Annotated in this window: 22 protein-coding genes; 9 read left to right on the forward strand and 13 right to left on the reverse strand. The window is 70.0% G+C overall.

Translation table 11 applies throughout. The features are described from left to right. Positions 1-43: 43 nt before the first annotated feature. The 8 genes from lepB to BLQ91_RS14225 all read right to left on the reverse strand — a co-directional run bounded on the left by lepB (position 44) and on the right by BLQ91_RS14225 (position 7,022). A complete protein-coding gene (gene lepB / locus BLQ91_RS14190; protein WP_245733417.1) occupies positions 44-889 on the reverse strand; it encodes a signal peptidase I in 846 nt (281 codons plus the stop codon). Between the two features lie 9 nt (positions 890-898). Then, positions 899-2,284, reverse strand: a complete 1,386-nt coding sequence (locus tag BLQ91_RS14195) for a sensor histidine kinase (protein WP_090097726.1) — start codon at positions 2,282-2,284, stop codon at positions 899-901. Further along, complete coding sequence (locus BLQ91_RS14200; RefSeq protein ID WP_090097311.1) at positions 2,284-2,979, reverse strand: response regulator transcription factor; 696 nt, start codon at positions 2,977-2,979, stop codon at positions 2,284-2,286. The genes BLQ91_RS14195 and BLQ91_RS14200 overlap by 1 nt, the downstream gene beginning before the upstream one ends. Before the next feature lie 79 nt (positions 2,980-3,058). After that, positions 3,059-3,670, reverse strand: a complete 612-nt coding sequence (locus tag BLQ91_RS14205) for a trimeric intracellular cation channel family protein (RefSeq protein WP_090097312.1) — start codon at positions 3,668-3,670, stop codon at positions 3,059-3,061. Between the two features lie 19 nt (positions 3,671-3,689). Then, the gene (locus BLQ91_RS14210) at positions 3,690-4,673 is read right to left on the reverse strand and encodes a nucleotidyltransferase domain-containing protein (protein WP_245733418.1); all 984 of its coding nucleotides are present in this window, start codon (positions 4,671-4,673) and stop codon (positions 3,690-3,692) included. Between the two features lie 48 nt (positions 4,674-4,721). Further along, complete coding sequence (locus BLQ91_RS14215) at positions 4,722-5,879, reverse strand: GNAT family N-acetyltransferase (RefSeq protein WP_090097313.1); 1,158 nt, start codon at positions 5,877-5,879, stop codon at positions 4,722-4,724. Between the two features lie 10 nt (positions 5,880-5,889). After that, complete coding sequence (locus BLQ91_RS14220) at positions 5,890-6,705, reverse strand: 3-hydroxyacyl-CoA dehydrogenase family protein (protein WP_090097314.1); 816 nt, start codon at positions 6,703-6,705, stop codon at positions 5,890-5,892. Further along, positions 6,702-7,022 carry an EthD family reductase gene (locus BLQ91_RS14225; protein WP_090097315.1) on the reverse strand — a complete coding sequence of 107 codons (321 nt, stop codon included), beginning with the start codon at positions 7,020-7,022 and terminating at the stop codon, positions 6,702-6,704. The genes BLQ91_RS14220 and BLQ91_RS14225 overlap by 4 nt, the downstream gene beginning before the upstream one ends. Before the next feature lie 74 nt (positions 7,023-7,096). Here BLQ91_RS14225 and BLQ91_RS14230 point away from each other — a divergent pair, with 74 nt between their 5' ends. After that, positions 7,097-7,744, forward strand: coding sequence for a histidine phosphatase family protein (locus tag BLQ91_RS14230; protein WP_090097728.1), 648 nt, complete (start codon positions 7,097-7,099; stop codon positions 7,742-7,744). Here the strand turns inward: BLQ91_RS14230 and rpmF are convergent. From rpmF to BLQ91_RS14245, 3 genes are read right to left on the reverse strand one after another with little or no spacing between them, the layout of a single operon-like run. Continuing rightward, a complete protein-coding gene (gene rpmF / locus BLQ91_RS14235; RefSeq protein ID WP_090097316.1) occupies positions 7,741-7,902 on the reverse strand; it encodes a 50S ribosomal protein L32 in 162 nt (53 codons plus the stop codon). The genes BLQ91_RS14230 and rpmF overlap by 4 nt on opposite strands. Then, positions 7,902-8,153 carry a type B 50S ribosomal protein L31 gene (locus BLQ91_RS14240; RefSeq protein ID WP_089949824.1) on the reverse strand — a complete coding sequence of 84 codons (252 nt, stop codon included), beginning with the start codon at positions 8,151-8,153 and terminating at the stop codon, positions 7,902-7,904. Before BLQ91_RS14240 ends, rpmF begins: the two co-directional genes overlap by 1 nt. Next, positions 8,153-9,037 (reverse strand): GTP-binding protein, encoded by an 885-nt coding sequence (locus tag BLQ91_RS14245; RefSeq protein WP_090097317.1) that lies wholly within the window; start codon positions 9,035-9,037, stop codon positions 8,153-8,155. Before BLQ91_RS14245 ends, BLQ91_RS14240 begins: the two co-directional genes overlap by 1 nt. A 49-nt stretch (positions 9,038-9,086) precedes the next feature. Here BLQ91_RS14245 and rpmB point away from each other — a divergent pair, with 49 nt between their 5' ends. From rpmB to rpsR, 4 genes are read left to right on the forward strand one after another with little or no spacing between them, the layout of a single operon-like run. Then, positions 9,087-9,317: a 50S ribosomal protein L28 gene (gene rpmB / locus BLQ91_RS14250; RefSeq protein ID WP_245733419.1), complete on the forward strand. Its 231-nt coding sequence runs from the start codon at positions 9,087-9,089 to the stop codon at positions 9,315-9,317. Next, positions 9,317-9,484: a 50S ribosomal protein L33 gene (rpmG, locus tag BLQ91_RS14255; protein WP_090097319.1), complete on the forward strand. Its 168-nt coding sequence runs from the start codon at positions 9,317-9,319 to the stop codon at positions 9,482-9,484. The genes rpmB and rpmG overlap by 1 nt, the downstream gene beginning before the upstream one ends. Position 9,485: 1 nt before the next feature. Then, positions 9,486-9,779 (forward strand): 30S ribosomal protein S14, encoded by a 294-nt coding sequence (rpsN, locus tag BLQ91_RS14260; RefSeq protein WP_090097320.1) that lies wholly within the window; start codon positions 9,486-9,488, stop codon positions 9,777-9,779. Further along, complete coding sequence (rpsR, locus tag BLQ91_RS14265; protein WP_090097729.1) at positions 9,779-10,009, forward strand: 30S ribosomal protein S18; 231 nt, start codon at positions 9,779-9,781, stop codon at positions 10,007-10,009. The genes rpsN and rpsR overlap by 1 nt, the downstream gene beginning before the upstream one ends. On the opposite strand, the gene BLQ91_RS14270 is transcribed toward rpsR, so the two are convergent. Continuing rightward, positions 9,957-10,256 carry a hypothetical protein gene (locus tag BLQ91_RS14270; protein ID WP_143022646.1) on the reverse strand — a complete coding sequence of 100 codons (300 nt, stop codon included), beginning with the start codon at positions 10,254-10,256 and terminating at the stop codon, positions 9,957-9,959. The two genes, rpsR and BLQ91_RS14270, sit on opposite strands and share 53 nt — an antisense overlap. Positions 10,257-10,396: 140 nt before the next feature. On the opposite strand from BLQ91_RS14270, the gene bluB reads away from it, so the two are divergent. Both bluB and BLQ91_RS14280 read left to right on the forward strand, forming a co-directional pair. After that, the gene (gene bluB, locus BLQ91_RS14275; protein WP_090097322.1) at positions 10,397-11,029 is read left to right on the forward strand and encodes a 5,6-dimethylbenzimidazole synthase; all 633 of its coding nucleotides are present in this window, start codon (positions 10,397-10,399) and stop codon (positions 11,027-11,029) included. Positions 11,030-11,073: 44 nt separating this feature from the next. Further along, the gene (locus BLQ91_RS14280) at positions 11,074-12,573 is read left to right on the forward strand and encodes a GGDEF domain-containing protein (RefSeq protein WP_090097323.1); all 1,500 of its coding nucleotides are present in this window, start codon (positions 11,074-11,076) and stop codon (positions 12,571-12,573) included. Here the strand turns inward: BLQ91_RS14280 and BLQ91_RS14285 are convergent, their stop codons facing one another. Then, complete coding sequence (locus BLQ91_RS14285; protein WP_236221104.1) at positions 12,574-13,167, reverse strand: response regulator; 594 nt, start codon at positions 13,165-13,167, stop codon at positions 12,574-12,576. It lies immediately after the preceding gene. Between BLQ91_RS14285 and BLQ91_RS42655 the strand changes: the two genes are divergently transcribed. Then, entirely contained in the window at positions 13,075-13,263 is a 189-nt protein-coding gene (locus BLQ91_RS42655) for a hypothetical protein (protein WP_245733523.1), read from the forward strand. The two genes, BLQ91_RS14285 and BLQ91_RS42655, sit on opposite strands and share 93 nt — an antisense overlap. A 402-nt stretch (positions 13,264-13,665) precedes the next feature. After that, positions 13,666-16,863 (forward strand): penicillin acylase family protein, encoded by a 3,198-nt coding sequence (locus tag BLQ91_RS14290; protein WP_090097324.1) that lies wholly within the window; start codon positions 13,666-13,668, stop codon positions 16,861-16,863. Positions 16,864-16,892: the final 29 nt, after the last annotated feature.

The raw sequence follows: 16,892 nt of genomic DNA on the forward strand, positions 1-16,892 counted from the left end.
GGCGGGGACCGCGTGGTCCCCGCCCTCTTCGCACGTCCTGCGACTACTTCCCGCCGGTCTGCGGGTTGTGGTCCGAGATACCACCCCACCGGCTCACCGGGATCACGATCACGCGGGCCTTGCCCACCACGTTCTCGACCGGGATCGCGCCGTCAGCGGGCGTCGGGTCGCCGTGCTTGCGCGAGTCCGACGAGTTGTTGCGGTTGTCGCCCATCACCCACAGCTTGCCCGCGGGGACGGTGACCTTCTCGAACGAGTCCTGCTGCGGCACGCCGCCGCCGAAGTTCAGGTACGGCTCGTCGAGCGGCTTGCCGTCGACGAGGACGCGGCCCTGGTCGTCGCAGCACTCGACGGTCTGGCCGCCGACCGCGATGACGCGCTTGATGAAGTCCGTGCCGCTGGGCTCGGAGAGGTTCACCATCGAGCCCAGGTCCTGCAGCGTGCCGACCACGAAGTTCGGGGGCTGCTTGCCGCCCGTCCAGTTCGGCGGCCCGCGGAAGACGACGACGTCGCCCGGCCGGGGGTCGCTGAACAGGTACGTGATCTTCTCGACCAGCACCTTGTCGTTCACGCAGCCCGTGCAGCCGTGCAGCGTCGACTCCATCGAGGCCGACGGGATGACGAACACGCGCGCGACGAACGTCTGGATGACGACGGTCAGCAGCAGCGCCACGCTGAAGATGACCAGCAGCTCTTTCCAGAACGGCTGCTTCTTCTTCGCCTTCTTCTTGGAGAACCTCGGCGCCGCGTCCTCCTCGGGCGAGGAGGACGACCGAGAAGACCGCGAACCGGACGTCTTGAAGCGCGACGTGGGCTCGGCGGGGCCGTCTCCGGCGGGAGGCGTCGTCTCCCAGGTCGACGAAGAATCGTCGTTCACGCGATGACTCACGCTCCCACCTTACGGTCGTCCGGGTAGGCGCAACGTGAACAGGGCTCCGCCCTCGGGGGCCCTGCCCGCCGTGGCCGTGCCGCCGTGCCGTTGCGCCACCTGCTTCACGATGGCGAGCCCGAGACCCGAACCCGGCAGGGTCCTCGCCTCGGTCGAACGGTAGAACCGCTCGAAAACGTGAGGTAGATCGGCATCGGCGATGCCGGGACCCGCGTCCGCGACCTCCACGACGGCGCTGCCGTCGCCCAGCTGGCGGAGGTTCAACCGCACCGTCGAGTCCGGTGGGCTGAACTTCACCGCGTTGTCGAGGAGGTTCAACACGGCCCGTTCGAGGGCGCTGGAATCACCCAGAAGTGTCCACGGCTGGAGCTGCAGGTCGAACCTGACGTTGTTCGAGGCGCGGCGGCGGGCGCGGTCGAGCGACCGTTCCACCACCTCGACGAGGTCGACCGGCTCGTGCACGACCTGCGGGGCGTCCTCGCGGGCCAGTTCGACGAGGTCGCCGATCAGCGTGGTCAGCTCGTCGAGCTGGCCGCGCACGTCCGACTGGATCTCCCGCTTGTCCTCGTCGGACAACGTGGGGGCGTCCGGGTGTTCCGACGCGAGCAGCAGCTCCAGGTTCGTGCGCATGGAGGTCAGCGGCGTGCGCAGCTCGTGGCCCGCGTCGGCGACCAGGCGGCGCTGCCGTTCCTGCGACTCCGCCACGGCGCCGAGCATCGCGTTGAAGCTGTGCGTCAGCCGGGCCAGCTCGTCGTCGCCCGACACCGGGATCGGCGTGAGGTCGCCCGTGTTCGTCACGCGTTCGGTGGCCTCGGTGAGCCGTTGCACGGGCCGCAGGCTCGTGCGCGCCACCGCCGTGCCCGCGATGGCCGCGAGCAGCACGCCGGCGCCGCCGATGAGCAGCAGGACCACGCTGAGCTTGGCCAGCGTCGTGCGCTGCGGCGTCATCGACTGGGCGATGATGATCGCCTGGCCCGGCTGGTAGCCGACCGCGATGACCCGCGTCTCGGTCTTGTGGTCGGTCCAGATGAACTCTTCGCGCTCGCCGTCCGCGACGTCCCAGGCCTCCTGGACCGTCGGCGGCGGCACGGACTCCTTGGGGTAGATGAGCTTGCCCGAGTCGGCCAGCAGCACGCCCATCTTCACGTCACCGGCCGCGAGGAACGCCGCCGGGTAGTTGGCGACCTCGTCGGGCGAGGTGACCTTCTTGCTGTTCGCCACCGTGGCGGCGCGTTGGCGCAGACCGTCGTCGAGCGCGTCGTACGTGCTCTTGCGCACGACCATGTACGCACCGAGGGACACCAACGCGACCGCACCGGCCACGCAGAACGCCGCGAGCCACGTGACCCGGGCCCGCAGCGACGCCCGCTGGAGGCGTCCTTGGGGCTCGAGCATCACGGAGGGGTCTCCCGCAGGACGTAGCCCACCCCGCGCACCGTGTGGATCAGCCTCGGCTCGCCGTCCGCCTCCGTCTTGCGGCGCAGGTACCCCACGTAGACCTCCAGCGCGTTGCCCGAGGTCGGGAAGTCGTACCCCCACACGTCCTCCAGGATGCGGCTGCGGGTGAGCACCTGGCGCGGGTGCGCCAGCAGGAGCTCGAGCAGCGCGAACTCGGTGCGGGTGAGGCTGATCGGCCGGTCACCGCGGCGGACGTCCCTGGTGGACGGGTCCAGCTCCAGGTCGGCGAACTTGAGCGCGGCCGCGGACTTCTGGGCGACGTCGTCGTCGTGGGCGGCGCGGCGCAGCAGGGCGCGCAACCGGGCCAGCAGCTCCTCCAGCGCGAACGGCTTGGGCAGGTAGTCGTCGGCACCGGCGTCCAGCCCGGACACCCGGTCGCTCACGGCGTCGCGCGCGGTCAGCACGAGGATCGGCAGGTCGTCGCCGGTGCTGCGCAGCCTGCGGCACACCTCGAGCCCGTCGAGGCGCGGCATCATCACGTCGAGCACCATCGCGTCCGGCCTGGCGGCGGTCACCGACTCCAGGGCCTGCATGCCGTCCCCGGCAGTCTCGACCTGGTAGCCGTTGAACTGGAGCGAGCGGCGGAGTGACTCCCGGACCGCCCGATCGTCATCGACAACGAGGATGCGCATGGGGGCAGTCTTGCCGAGGGATCTGAGAGCCGCCTGAGAAGGGCCCTAACTGCGGATGTGAGTACCGCGTTAGTTCCCGCTAGCCCTCCAGGCCCCGTGCGACCGGCGCGTTCCACTTCCGCCAGAGCGCGATCAGCCTGACGGTGATGATCAACGACGCGCCGGTGAGCGCGACCAGGCCTTGGGGCAGCTTCGCCCATTCGCCGACCGCGACGACGACCGCTCCGGCAAGAGCCGCAACGGCGTAGATCTCTCTCCTCAGGACCAGCGGGATCTCCCGGAGAAGAAGATCGCGGAGCGCTCCACCGCCGATGCCCGTCGTCATCCCGATCAGGCACGCCGCGTACGGAGGGGCGCCGAGGGCGAGCGCGGTCGACGTGCCGGACGTGACGAACAGGCCGAGGCCCACGGCGTCCAGCAGCAGCACGCTGCGGCGGAGCTTCGCGACCTGCGGGTGGAACCAGAAGACGACCAGACCGGTGCCGCCCGCGACCAGCAGGTACGTCCAGTTGCGCAGGCTCGTCGGCGGGTGCACGCCGAGCAGGACGTCGCGGACAATGCCACCGCCCAGCGCCGTCGTGAGGGCCAGGACGGTCACGCCGAACACGTCGAGGCGCGCGCGGACCGCGGCGACCGCCCCGGAGGCGGCGAAGACCGCGATACCGATCAGCTCCAGGACGACGAGCAGCACGAACGGAGAGCGTAGTTGGTCAGCGCGGTGGCGCAGCCCGGCGGTAACCGGCCTCCATCCGCCCTCCCGCGGACTCCAGCACGGCCTCGACGACGGCGATGAACCGCTCGGCGCCTTCACCGCGCACCAACGCCCGGTAGGCGTCCACGAGCTCGTCCTCCTTGGCGTCGCGCAGCCGCCGCAGCAGCCACTTGCCGTGCCCGAGCCACCGGTTCTGCACGACCAGGGCGAGCTCGCCCACGCAGGTCAGCAGCCTCGCCGCGACGAACAGCCGTTCGTCCTCGTCCCGTGCGCCGATCAGGTCTTCCAGCAGGTCGGTGGTGCCGTAACGGCGGTCTTCCAGCTCGGTGACCGTCGGAGGAGGCGGGCCGGCGTCCAGCAGAGCGCGCGCTTCGGCTCGCAGGCGTTGCCCGGTGCCGTCGGCGTCGAGCATGAGGAAGCCCTTGGCGCACATGTTCAGCAACGGTGGCCGTCGGCCTTCGGCGTCCCTGGCCACGAAGTCCTGGAACGACTCGAGCGTGTGGCAGAACAGCTCCACCGGCCAGCCGCGGTGCTGCAGCGTCTCGCGGAACGCGCCGGGCAGGTCGTCGACGATCACGACCATGTCCAGGTCGGAGTTCGCCGTGTAGGTCCCCGCCGCGACGCTGCCGCCGAGGAACGCCGCCCTCGCGAGCGGGTACCGGACGTCGAGCAGGTCCCGCGCCACCTGCACCGGGTCCTTGTCCCAGTCGAGCGGGTGCCCGGTGACGTAGTAGTCCTGGTCGGGGTCGAGCGGGCCGAGCACCTGCTCGACGCGCTGCCGGATGTCCGGGACCACCTCGTTCAGGTCCACCAGCCACGGGTTGTCCTCGGCGTCGAACAACGGCCGGATCCGGAGGAACTGCTCGCGCGTGATCTCCCGCGCGCTGACCGGTGCCCCGCTGCGGCGCTTCGCGTAGCCCTTGAGGCGCCACCCCATGTTGTCGCCGTAGGCATGCCTGACGTCGTCCTGGTCCCCCGCCACGACCCCATTGTTACTCGAACGAGCCGTTCGGGTGAACAGTGACGCGCGTCAGAAGAAGTCGGCGAGCCTCGGCGTCCCGGCCGATCCGGCGAGCTGGTCGAGCACCACCGCATCGGCCGGATCGCCCTCCAGCAGACCCGCGCGCCGCAGCGCGTGAGTGTTCTGAGCACCGGAGAACCACGGTCCGAGCGCCCGCGCGTGCAGCCGCACCGCCCCGCTGCCACCGGGCTCGACGCGCACGGCTCCGTCCTCCGCGACGAGGCGGTGCCGACCGGCGTGCCACGGCGCGTGCTCGTCGACGACCTCCACGTCCACCGCGGTGTTCGCGAGCCGGGGCCAGCCCCGTGCGGCCACGGCGGCGGGCAGGTCGACGACCCGCTGCATCCACGTCGAGGTCCACACCGAATGGCGCAGGGGCGTGCCACCGAGGAGGCCCACCGTCGCCGGGTCGGTGATCCGCAGGTCGACCGCTTCGAGCGTGCCCGCCCAGGAAGCCAGCGACGCCAGGAGGGTGAGCTGCGCCTCGACGTCGACGCCGATGAGGTCGAAGACCTTGAGCCGGCCCATGTCGCCGCCGGCCTCGCGGGTGGCCGTCAGGTAGCCGCGCAGGCCGTTCGGGCCGGGCAGCACGCTCACCAGGTCCATCTCGAGCACCTCGGCGAGGTCGATCCGCGGCGGGCGGCGGTCGGCCAGGCCGTCGACCGTCCGCGCCACCTCGAGGTAGCAGTCGTGCAGCGCGGCGAGGTCGCTCTCCCGCGCCGGGCGCGACGGGATCGGCTCGGACGGCCGCGGCACCGACAGCAGCCTGTCCATCGGCAGCTCGACCCACTCGAAGACGCCGGTGCGCTCCCAGCCGAACTTGCGGTACAGCGTCGGCACGGTCGGGTAGAGCGCCGAGATCGCCTGGCCGTGCTCGCGCATGGTCGTCAGGGCCTCGCGGAGCAGCGCGTTCGCCACACCGCGCCCGCGCGACGCGCCGTCGACGGCGACGCCGCCGATCCCGCCCATGGGGACCGCGGCGCCGCCGTAGAACTGCGCGTAGGCGCCGATGCCGAGCACTCCGGCGACCCGGCCGTCGATCTCGGCGACGAGTCCGTGCGACCCGGGCCGCACGATCCGCTGGGGTCGCTCGGTCGAGCCGAACGCGAGCTTGCGGAGGCGGAACACGGCGTCGAGGTCGTCCTCGGCCAGCTCACGGATGCGCACGACAGCCTGTCTACCAGGTGAAGAAGCCCTGACCCGTCTTCTTCCCGAGCTCGCCGCGGGCGACCTTGTCCCGCAGGAGCCGGGGCGGGTCGAACCGCGGCCCCAGCTCGGCCGCGAGGTGCTCGGCGATGGCCAGCCGCACGTCGAGGCCGACCAGGTCGGTCAGCTCCAGCGGCCCCATCGGCCAGCGGTAGCCGAGCTTCATGCCCGTGTCGATGTCCGCCGCGGAGGCGACGCCCTCCTCCAGCATGCGGATCGCCTCCATGCCGACGGCGACGCCGAGCCTCGACGTGGCGAACCCCGGTGAGTCGCGCACCTCGATGACGGTCTTGCCCATCTCCTCGGCCCAGGCCCGCGCCTTGGCCACGTTCGCCGGGTCGACGCCCTCGTGGTGCACGAGCTCGACGAGCTGCTGCACCGGCACGGGGTTGAAGAAGTGCATGCCGAGCACGCGTTCGCCGGGCAGTCCCGCCGCGATCTCCGCGATGGAGAGCGAGGACGTGTTGGAGGCGAGGACCGCGTTCGGGCACTTCCCGGCCGCGACACCCAGCACCTTCTGCTTGAGCGGCACGTTCTCGGGCACGGCCTCGACGACCAGCTCGGCGTCCGCGGGCAGCTCGCCCGTGCCCAGGTTCGCGAACACCGCGGCGGCGTCGGCGAGCTTGCCCTTCTCCTGCGCCCTGTCGAGCGAGCGCCTGATGGCGAGCCTGCCCTGCTCGGCGCGTTCGGCGTCGGCCTCGGACAGCGTGACCTCGTGGCCGCCCGCGAGCAGGAGGTGCGCGATGCCCGCGCCCATCGTGCCGCCACCGATGACGACGGCCTTCACCGCTCGACCACCTCGGCGCTGAACATGGCGACGAGCTCCATCCCGCCGATCTCGGCGAGGTTGGCGCCGGACGTCGCCCACTCCGGCGACTGGATGGCGGCCTTGAACGACTCCGGCGAGTCGAAGTACATCTCCGCGATGAGATGGGGTTCGGTCTCACCGAGGAAGCCGGCCAGGTACACCCGCTGCACCTTCGCGACCTCGGCGCGCACCAGTCCGGGGACCGAGCCCACGATCGGCAGGTGCGACTCGAAGTACCTCTGGTCGAAGCCCTCGGGGTCGTCGGGCCTCTTGTACAGCGCGATGTACTTGATCATGTGACACCATCCTCCTCGACTCGCCGAGCACTGTAACGCCCGGAGCACCCTCGGGGGTGGGGCACGATGGTGAGGTGCGGATCATCCTGCTGCGCCACGGCCAAAGCCTCGGCAACGTCGACGAGCTCGCCTACTGCCGCATCCCCGACCACGCGTTGCCGCTGACCGAGACGGGCGAGGAGCAGGCACGCGCCGCCGGACCGGTGATCGAGGACCTGATCGGCGACGGCCCGGTCGCGGCCTACGTCTCCCCGTACACGAGGACGAGGCGGACGTTCGACCTGCTGGGCATCTCCGCGGAGCGCGTCGTCACCGAGCCGCGGGTGCGCGAGCAGGACTGGGGCAACCTCCAGGACCCGGTGCAGCAGGAGGTGCTCAAGCACCAGAGGCACGCGTTCGGCCACTTCTTCTTCCGGCTGCCCAACGGCGAGTCCGGCGCGGACGTGGACGACCGCGTGGCGGCGTTCCTCGACGGGCTGACCGTGCGGATGCACGAGGACGAGAACCACCCGAAGACCGTGCTGGTCGTGTCGCACGGGCTGACGATCAGGTTGCTGTGCCGCCGGTTCTTCGACTGGAGCATCGACCTGTTCGAGTCGCTGTCCAATCCGGACACCTGCGAGAACCGCGTGCTCGACCACGACGGCACGGGGTGGAGGCTGGACCGCCCCTTCGACCAGTGGCGCGACTCACCGGACGGAACGGTCCAGCTCCGGCCCTAGATCAACCCGCGCTTGTAGGCGGCAACGAGACGGCGCGGCACGAGGAGCTCCTTGCCGTCCAAGGTCCGCACGCGCACCAGCTCCGGTGCCGTGGCCTTCCACTGCGAGCGGCGGTGACGGGTGTTGGACCGGGACGTCTTGCGCTTGGGAACGGCCATCAGCGCTCTCGCTTTCCGTAGCGGCGGTTGAACTTCTCGACCCGCCCGGCGGTGTCGACGAGGCGTTGCGTGCCGGTCCAGAACGGGTGCGAGTCGGCGGTGATGTCGACGACCAGCAGCGGGTAGCTGTTGCCGTCCTCCCACTCGACCGTCCTGCTCGACGTGGCGGTCGAGCGGGTCAGGAACGTCTTGCCCGTGGACGCGTCCTGGAAGACGACCGGGTGGTAGTCGGGGTGGATACCGGGCTTCATCAGATCTCCAGCTTTCGGATCGAGTCCACGAAGGACAGTTCGTCGTCGGTCAGCAGCGCTTCGGCGAACGCCGCGGTGATGGAGTCCGGTTCGCCCAGGGTGATCGCCACGATCCGGGTCGTCTTCCCCGCGCGGGGACCACCCTCGCCGACGTGCATCCCGCCGCCCGCGGACTCCAGGTGCAGCGCGACGTCCGGTTCGTCGGCGACCCACAGCCGGCCGCGCGAGCGCACGACCGTGCCGTCGAGCAACGAGTCGAGCGCGTCGTTCAGCCGCGCCGGGTGGAACGGCCGGTCAGCCGTGAAAACCGCCGTCGAGACACCGCATTCCGGCGTCAGGGGCACCATGCGAGGCCGCGTGCCCTTGCGCACGACGACCGTCTCGGGCGTGCAGCGGTGCGCGCCGGGGGCGACGCGGTCGAGCACGGCGAGAGTTCGCCCGTCCGCGTCTCCTTGCAGCACCAGCACGTCGGCGGCCTCGGCCTGCGCCACGACGACCTGCGCCACCGTGCGCTCGTCGGTGACCATCGAGGCGTCGCCCAGCGCGTCGTCGAGCCACGTCGCCGCGTCCAGCACGGTGATCACGCACTCCACCTCGACGCCGAGGTCGCGGCGCACCACGTCCGGTTCCAGCAACGGGTCCAGGTGCAGCACGACCGGGTGGCCCGCGAACGCGCCGAGCAGCTCCCGCAGGTCCTCCCGGACGGTGCAGGAGACGCAGCCGTGCAGCAGTTCCACGTCGGTCGCGATGCCGTCGACCCAGCGCCGCACGCACGTTTCCCCGGCGACGTGCCGCACGAGCACCGACCCGGGCCGGTCACGCCACACCCGCACGGCGACGTCGTGGTCGACCAGCCCCGCCACCATGACGACAACGGTTTCCATGTGAGGTACCGTAGATGAAAACGAAAGTCGTTTCAATCTGGAGGTACCAGTGCGCTGCCAGCTGACCGGCCGGGAGCCGGGCTTCGGCAACCGCGTCTCGCACTCACAGCGCAAGACCCGGCGCCGGTGGAACCCGAACGTCCAGCGCAAGCGGTACTTCGTGCCGTCGCTGAACCGCTTCGTGACGCTGACGTTGTCCGCCAAGGGCATCAAGACCGTCGACAAGGTGGGCATCGAGGCCGCCGTGGCCCGGTTGCGCGCTCAGGGGGTGAACCTCTGATGGCCAAGAGCACCGACGTCCGGCCCATCATCAAGATGAGGTCCACCGCCGGCACCGGCTACACGTACGTGACCCGCAAGAACCGCCGCAACGACCCGGACCGGCTGGTGCTGCGCAAGTACGACCCCGTAGCGCGCAAGCACGTCGAGTTCAAAGAGGAGCGCTGACGTGGCGAAGAAGTCGAAGATCGCCGCGGACCGGCGCCGCCGCGAGGTCGTGGCCCGGTACGCGGACCGCCGCGCCGAGCTCAAGGAGAAGCTGCGGCACCCCGAGACGCGCGAGGAAGCGTTGCGGGGCCTGCAGGAGCTGCCCCGGGACGCGTCGCCGACGCGGTTGCGCAACCGGGACGTCGTGGACGGACGGCCGCGCGCCTACAACCGGAAGTTCGGCCTGTCCCGCGTCCGCCTGCGGGAGATGGCCCACCGCGGTGAGCTGCCCGGCGTGTCGAAGGCGAGCTGGTGATGCGCGAGAAGAGGCCGCTCAAGCGCAGGGTGAACCTCCTCGCGAAGGAGGGCGTGACCGTCGTCGACTGGAAGGACGTCACGCTGCTGCGCAAGTTCGTCTCGGACCGGGGCAAGATCCGCTCCCGCCGGGTGACCGGCCTGACGCCGCAGCAGCAGCGCCAGGTCGCCACCGCGATCAAGAACGCACGGGAGATGGCTTTGCTGCCGTATCCGTCACAGGGACGATGACGCGGACCGCCGCGCCGGTCAGGAAGGCCAGCGCGGCGAGCTGCACCAGCAACGCGAGCACCCAGGTCGTGTGTTCGTCGACCGTCAGATCGCCGCGAACACCCACCAGGAAGGTCGCGTAGAGGCCCCAGCACTGCACCGCCGCGAACGCCGCCCCGACGACCGTGGTCCGCAGCGAGACGGCCACGACGACCGCCGCGAGCAGGACCAGGGCGAGCAGCGGCCAGGCGCCGGTGAACGCGGTCACGCCGACTCCGACGCCGAATGCGATTGCCGAGCCGAGACCACCTCTCATTCTCCGCATCCGATCGGTGTATCCCCCGGATGAGATCAGCGCCACCTCTCCGGTGTGAAGTTGGTGCTTTCGAGTGAGGCACGATCGCAGGAATGAACCTGTACGAAGTTGTGCACCGGCGCAGGGACACGCGAGCTGAGTTCTCCGGCGAAGAAATCCCGTCCGACGTGCTGCGACGGGTGCTGACCGCCGCGCACGCGGCTCCGAGCGTCGGCCTTTCCCAGCCGTGGGACTTCGTGCTCGTGCGGGATGAATCGATCCGGCGCGCATTCCGCGACCACGTCCAGGCGGAACGCAGCGTGTTCGCGGCCCAGCTCGACCCGGAACGTGCCGAGGCGTTCTCGCGCATCAAGGTCGAAGGGGTCATGGAGTCGTCCCTCGGCATCGTGGTGACGTACGACCCGGACCGGGGCTCACCCGCCGTTCTGGGCCGTCACGCGATCGCGGACGCGGGTTTGTACTCCGTGTGCCTGGCCATCCAGAACCTGTGGCTCGCCGCGACCGAAGAGGGCCTCGGTGTGGGCTGGGTGAGCTTCTACCGGGAAGATGTGCTGCGCCGCCTGCTGGACATCCCCACCAGGGTCCGTCCGGTTGCGTGGTTGTGCGTCGGTCCGGTTCGATCACTGCCCGACACTCCCGATCTGGAACGTCACGGTTGGCGCAACCGGCTGCCCCTCGACGACGTCCTGCACCACGATCGGTACGGGGCGCGACCAACCCGGTAGCCTGTGCGGGCCGCTCGGCGAGTCGGAACGGAGTCGATGATCGAGTGGAGCAGCGCGATCCGCTGGTAGCGGGCCAGATTCCGCGGCTGGACCTCGAGGTCCGCGCGTTGTACAACGCTGGCCGTGTGCCGGAGGCGAACAGCCTCTTCGACGAGGTGGTCACGAAGGTCTCCCCCGGAGCCGACCGCTGGGTGCGCTCCGCGGTGCTGGTCAACCGTGCTGTGATGGCGTGGCGCCTCGGCCGGATACCGCTGGCCCTGGAGCTGGCCGCCGAGGGGTGGACCGACCTCGACGCCGAACGTTCCGACAGCCCGGCCGTGGCCCACACGATGGGCTCCCTCGGTTATCTGATGGAGGGCATCGGCAACCGGCGCGCCGCCCTGGACATGCTGCGGCTGTCCGTCCAGGTGGCACGGCGCGCGGGCAACACCGACGTGCTGGCGCAGTGCCTGCAGCGCCTCGGCGGCTCGCTCAACTTCCGCGCCTGCTCCGGACCTCCCGCTGCGGCGCCCGCGATCTTCGAGGAAGCCCTGGCGTACCTGGACGAGGGCTTGGGCATCGTCAAGGACGAGGGCCACCGGCGCGCTCTCCTCGGTGCGTGCGGGCGGTCCCTCGCCGGCGTCGGCCAGCTGGACAAGGCCGAGGAGATGGGCGAGGAGACCCTGCGGCTGTCGTTGGACGCCGAAGACCTGTGGGGCATCTCGGTCGGCAACTGGGTGCTCTCCGTCGTGCGCCGCGAACAAGGCGATTTCGACGAGGCGCGCACACTCGCGTCTCATGCGGTGACGCACGCCGAACGCATCAACGACACGTCGCTGCTGCTGCGGTTCTCCACGGAGCTCGCGGACATCTGCCACGCGCTGGGTGACGCGCAGGGCGAAGCCGAGGCGTTGCGCCTTTCCATGCGGGCCTCCAGCACGGCCAGGGAGACGTTGCAGGAAGGCCTCGGCCAGGCGCTGGAGCAGCGCCGCGTGGCCGTGCAGGCGCAACGGCTCGCGGTGGCGGCGCAGGAGGCGGCGGCGCGCGACCCGTTGACGGGGCTCGCGAACCGGCTCGGGCTGGAACGCGCGGCGGCGGCGCTGCTGGAGTCGACGGCGGCACGCGGCCGGGTGCCGTGGCTGGTGCTGGTCGACGTCGACTGGTTCAAGAGCGTCAACGACGACGCCGGGCACGCGACGGGCGACGCGGCGCTGCGCGAGATCGCGGCGTTGCTGCGGCGCGAGTGCCGGGCGGACGACCTGGTGGCGCGCTGGGCCGGCGACGAGTTCGTGGTGCTGCTCGGCGACACCGGCCCGAACATGGACGTCGGCCCGAACGTGGCCGAGCGGATCCGCGCGGCCGTCGACGGGCACGACTGGACGATGGTGCTCGGCCCGGTCCGCCGCCCGACGGTCAGCATCGGTGTCGCGGCGGGACCGGCCAAGCTGGACCAGCTGTTCGCGGCCGCGGACATGGCGCTCTACCGCGCCAAGCGGCACGGCCGCAACAGGGTCGAGGTCGAGCCCTCGGTGGACGAGGTACCCGAGATCGTCTCCGGGAACTAGCTAGGCGATCAGGCCGCCGCGGTAGGCCACCAGCGCGGCCTGCACGCGGTTGACCGCGCCGATCTTGCCGAGCACCGACGAGACGTAGCCCTTCACCGTCGCCTCCGACAGGTGCAGCGTGCCGCCGATCTCCGCGTTGGACATGCCCTGGCCGATCAGCACGAGCACCTCGCGCTCGCGCTCGGACAGGCTCTGGAGCAGCCTCCTGGCCGGCTCCGCCATCCGTTCGCCGTCGGCCACCGCCGCGAGAACCCTCGCCGCGACGCCGGGGTCGAGAACCGCACCTCCGCGCGCAAGGTCGCGCACGGCCTTCACGAGCTGTTCCGGTTCGGTGTCCTTGAGGAGGAAGCCCGCCGCACCGAGGCGCAGTGCTTCCGACACGTACTCGTCGACGTCGAACGTGGTCAGGATGCAGACCCTCGGTGGGTCGGGCAGGGTCCGCAGCCGCCGCAGGGCCACCAGCCCGTCCGAGGTGCGCATCCGGATGTCGAGCAGGACCACGTGTGGGCGGTGCTGGCGTGCCAGGTCGGCTACCAGGTGCCCGTCATCGCATTCAGCAACTACCTCGATGTCTCCGACGCTGCTCAGGATCATGCGAAGGCCGGAACGGACGAGGTCCTCGTCGTCGGCCAGCAGAACCTTGATCACGACGCCTCCCGCATTGGCGTTCCGTGCTCCCTCATGTCGTGATCTTCGCGTACAGAAGCCGAAGGTCACGTTAATTCTCAGTTATCTCACCATGTGGTAACGGGTTTTCCAGATCACCGGCACCGTTCACAGTTACCGGAATTGAGGGACGACTTCGCTGCGTAGGCGCTTCACCTGGGATTTGGAGGGATCATCGGGACACTGAGTGACGAAACATCGAAATCCCACTGGGTGGAATGACGTACCAGAAACACGGATACGCCCCGGGTATTCCGATTCAGAAGGCGTTCGCACCCTCGTTTCTGCCCATATGTCTTTTCGATGAGTTGCCGAATCGGTACAGCACCTCCGGCTCCGGTCCGCTAAACGCGAAGCTCTTTCGCAATAGGCTTACCGGAAAGTAACGTACGTCACAATAGCCCTGCACGGAGAGGAGCTTCGCGGATGCGGAGAGCCAATCCGGTGACGTCCCTGCTGGCGACCGCCGCCGTCACCGCCTCCCTCATGATCGTCCCGTCCGCGGCCCAGGCCGAACCCCTCGCGCCCGCGTACACCGCGGACGACCACTGCCTCGGCCAGTGCGGCGACATCCTGCCGCCCGGCAACAACGGCAACGCGACGCTGGCCGAGATCCTCGGCCACAAGGCGTTCGGCACCAGGCCCGCGCACTCGGCCGACCAGCTCGCCAAGTACGACGGCCTCGTCGCCGGCCACAGCGGCCTGACCAACGCCCAGCTGTCGGACTTCTTCAACGACGGGTCGTTCGGCGTGCCGTCCGACCAGGTCGAGAGCACCGTCAAGCCGCGGTCGGACGTGACGATCGTGCGCGACAAGAAGATCGGCATGCCGCACATCACCGGCACCACGCGGTCCGGCACGATGTTCGGCGCCGGGTTCGCGGCCGCGCAGGACCGCCTGTGGCTGATGGACCTCTTCCGCCACCTCGGCCGCGGCCGGCTGACCGGGTTCGCCGGCGGCGCGCCGGGCAACCGCGTGCTGGAGCAGAGCTTCTACAACCAGATCCCGTACACCGAGGCCGATCTGCAGAAGCAGATCGACACCGCCGCGGCGAAGGGCGGGGAGCGCGGGCGCCAGGCGCTGGCCGACGTCGACGACTACATCTCCGGGATCAACGCCTACATCACGCAGTCGATCGCGGCGCGGAACTTCCCCGGCGAGTACGTCCTGACCGGGCATGCCGACGCCATCACGAACTGGAACGACATCCAGCCGTTCAAGTCGACCGACATGGTGGCGATCGCCTCGGTGGTCGGCGGCCTGTTCGGCGCGGGCGGTGGCGGTGAGGTGCAGTCGGCGCTCGTGAAGCTGGCCGCGCAGAACAGGTACGGCGCCACCACCGGCGAGCAGGTGTGGAAGGCGTTCCGGGCGCAGAACGACCCCGAGGCCGTGCTGACCCTCCACGACGGACAGTCGTTCCCCTACTCGGCCTCCCCCGCGAGCCCCGCGGGCGTGGCGCTGCCCGACTCCGGCAGCATCACCCCCGAGCGCATGGTCTACGACGAGGTGGGCGGCACGGGCACCGCGGTCGCCGTTCCCGCGTCGCCGGAACTGGAGAAGGCCCGCGGGATCTTCTCCGACGGCGTGCTGCCCGCCGACCTGCTGAACAAGAAGCACGGCATGTCGAACGCGCTGTCCGTCTCCGGCGCGCACACCGACACCGGTAACCCGATCGCCGTGTGGGGCCCGCAGACCGGGTACTTCGCACCGCAGCTGTTGCTGCTGCAGGAGCTCAACGGTCCCGGCATCCGCTCGCGCGGCGTCTCGTTCGCCGGCGTCTCGATGTACGTGCAGCTCGGCCGGGGCGTCGACTACTCGTGGAGCGCGACCTCGTCGGGCCACGACATCGTCGACACCTACGCCGTCGAACTGTGCAACCCGGACGGTTCCCCCGCCACCAAGGCCTCCTCGTCGTACCTGTACCGCGGCGCCTGCCTGCCGATGGAACGGCTGGAGCGCAAGAACGCCTGGAAGCCGACCGTCGCCGACGGCACGCCGGCCGGTTCTTACACGCTGGTGATGTACCGGACCAAGTACGGGCTGGTGACGAGCCGTGCCACCGTCGGCGGCAAGGTCGTGGCGTACACGACGCTGCGTTCGACGTACATGCACGAGGTCGACTCGATCATCGGCTTCCAGGAGCTCAACGACCCGGGCGCCATCCGTTCGGCCGCCGACTTCCAGCGCGCCGCCGACAAGATCGGCTACGCGTTCAACTGGTTCTACGTGGACTCCCGCGACACCGCGTACTTCAACTCGGGCCTGAACCCGGTGCGCCGTTCCACTGTGGACCCGAACCTGCCGACCTGGGCCCGTCCCGAGTACGAGTGGGTGGACTGGAACGGCGACGAGAACACCGCCGCGTACACGCCGTTCGCCGCGCACCCGAACTCGATCAACCAGGACTACTACATCTCCTGGAACAACAAGCAGGCCCGCGACTTCACCTTCGGCGGCTTCGGCCACAGCTCCGTGCACCGCGGCGACCTGCTCGACAAGCGGGTGCGGGCCCTGATCGCGTCGGGCCAGAAGGTGACCCGCGCGTCCCTGACCCGCGTCATGGCCGAGGCGGCCGTGGCCGACCTGCGCGCCGAACAGGTGCTGCCCGAACTGCTGCGCGTCGTCGAGTCGGCGCCGGTCGACCCGGCCCTCGCCCCGGCCGTGCAGAAGCTGAAGGACTGGCAACGCTCCGGTTCGTTGCGCAAGGAGACCTCGAAGGGCAGCAAGGCATACGGACACGCCGAAGCCATCCGGATTCTCGATGCCTGGTGGCCCCTCCTCGTCGAGGCGCAGTTCAAGACATCGCTGGGCGACGGCTTGTTCGACGCGATCGTCGGTGCCGTCCAGATCGACGAGGCCCCGTCCGACACGCACGGTGCCGCACCGCACAAGGGTTCGTCGTTCCAGTACGGCTGGTGGGGCTACGTGGACAAGGACCTGCGCAAGGTCCTCGGCGACCCGGTCCAGGGCGCGTTCCCGCAGACCTACTGCGGTGGAGGCACTCTGACCGGCTGCCGCACAGCCCTCGTGACCTCGCTGCAGGCCGCCGTCGCCAAGCCCGCCACCGGCGTCTACCCGGGCGACGCGGACTGCGCCGCGGGCGACCAGTGGTGCGCCGACACGATCATCCACCGCGCCATGGGCGGCATCACCCACGACAAGATCCACTGGCAGAACCGCCCGACCTACCAGCAGGTCGTGCAGTTCCCGTCCCGCCGCGGCCAGAACACCACCAACCTGGCAGCGGGCCGCACCGCCACCGCGTCGTCCCACGAAACGGGCTGGAACACCCTCCCGCCGTCCCACGCGGTGGACGGCAACCCCACCTCCCGGTGGGCGAGCGACTGGAGCGACGACCAGTGGATCCAGGTCGATCTCGGCGCAGTGCAACGGATCGGTCGCGCGGTGTTGCGGTGGGAGCCGGCGTTCGGCAGGAGCTACCGCATCGAGATTTCCAATGACGGAACGACCTGGAGAAACGTTTTCTCCACAAGTGCTGGCGATGGCGGCGAGGATGTCGTAGCGTTCTCACCACAGGATGCGAGATACCTCCGCATGACGGGTACCCAACGGGCCACCCGGTACGGGTACTCCCTGTACGAGCTTGAGGTCTACAGCTTGTAGGCCTTCGAGATGAGGACGCCGATCCACCC

This window comes from Lentzea jiangxiensis (genome assembly GCF_900104175.1).
Taxonomy (GTDB): domain Bacteria; phylum Actinomycetota; class Actinomycetes; order Mycobacteriales; family Pseudonocardiaceae; genus Lentzea; species Lentzea jiangxiensis.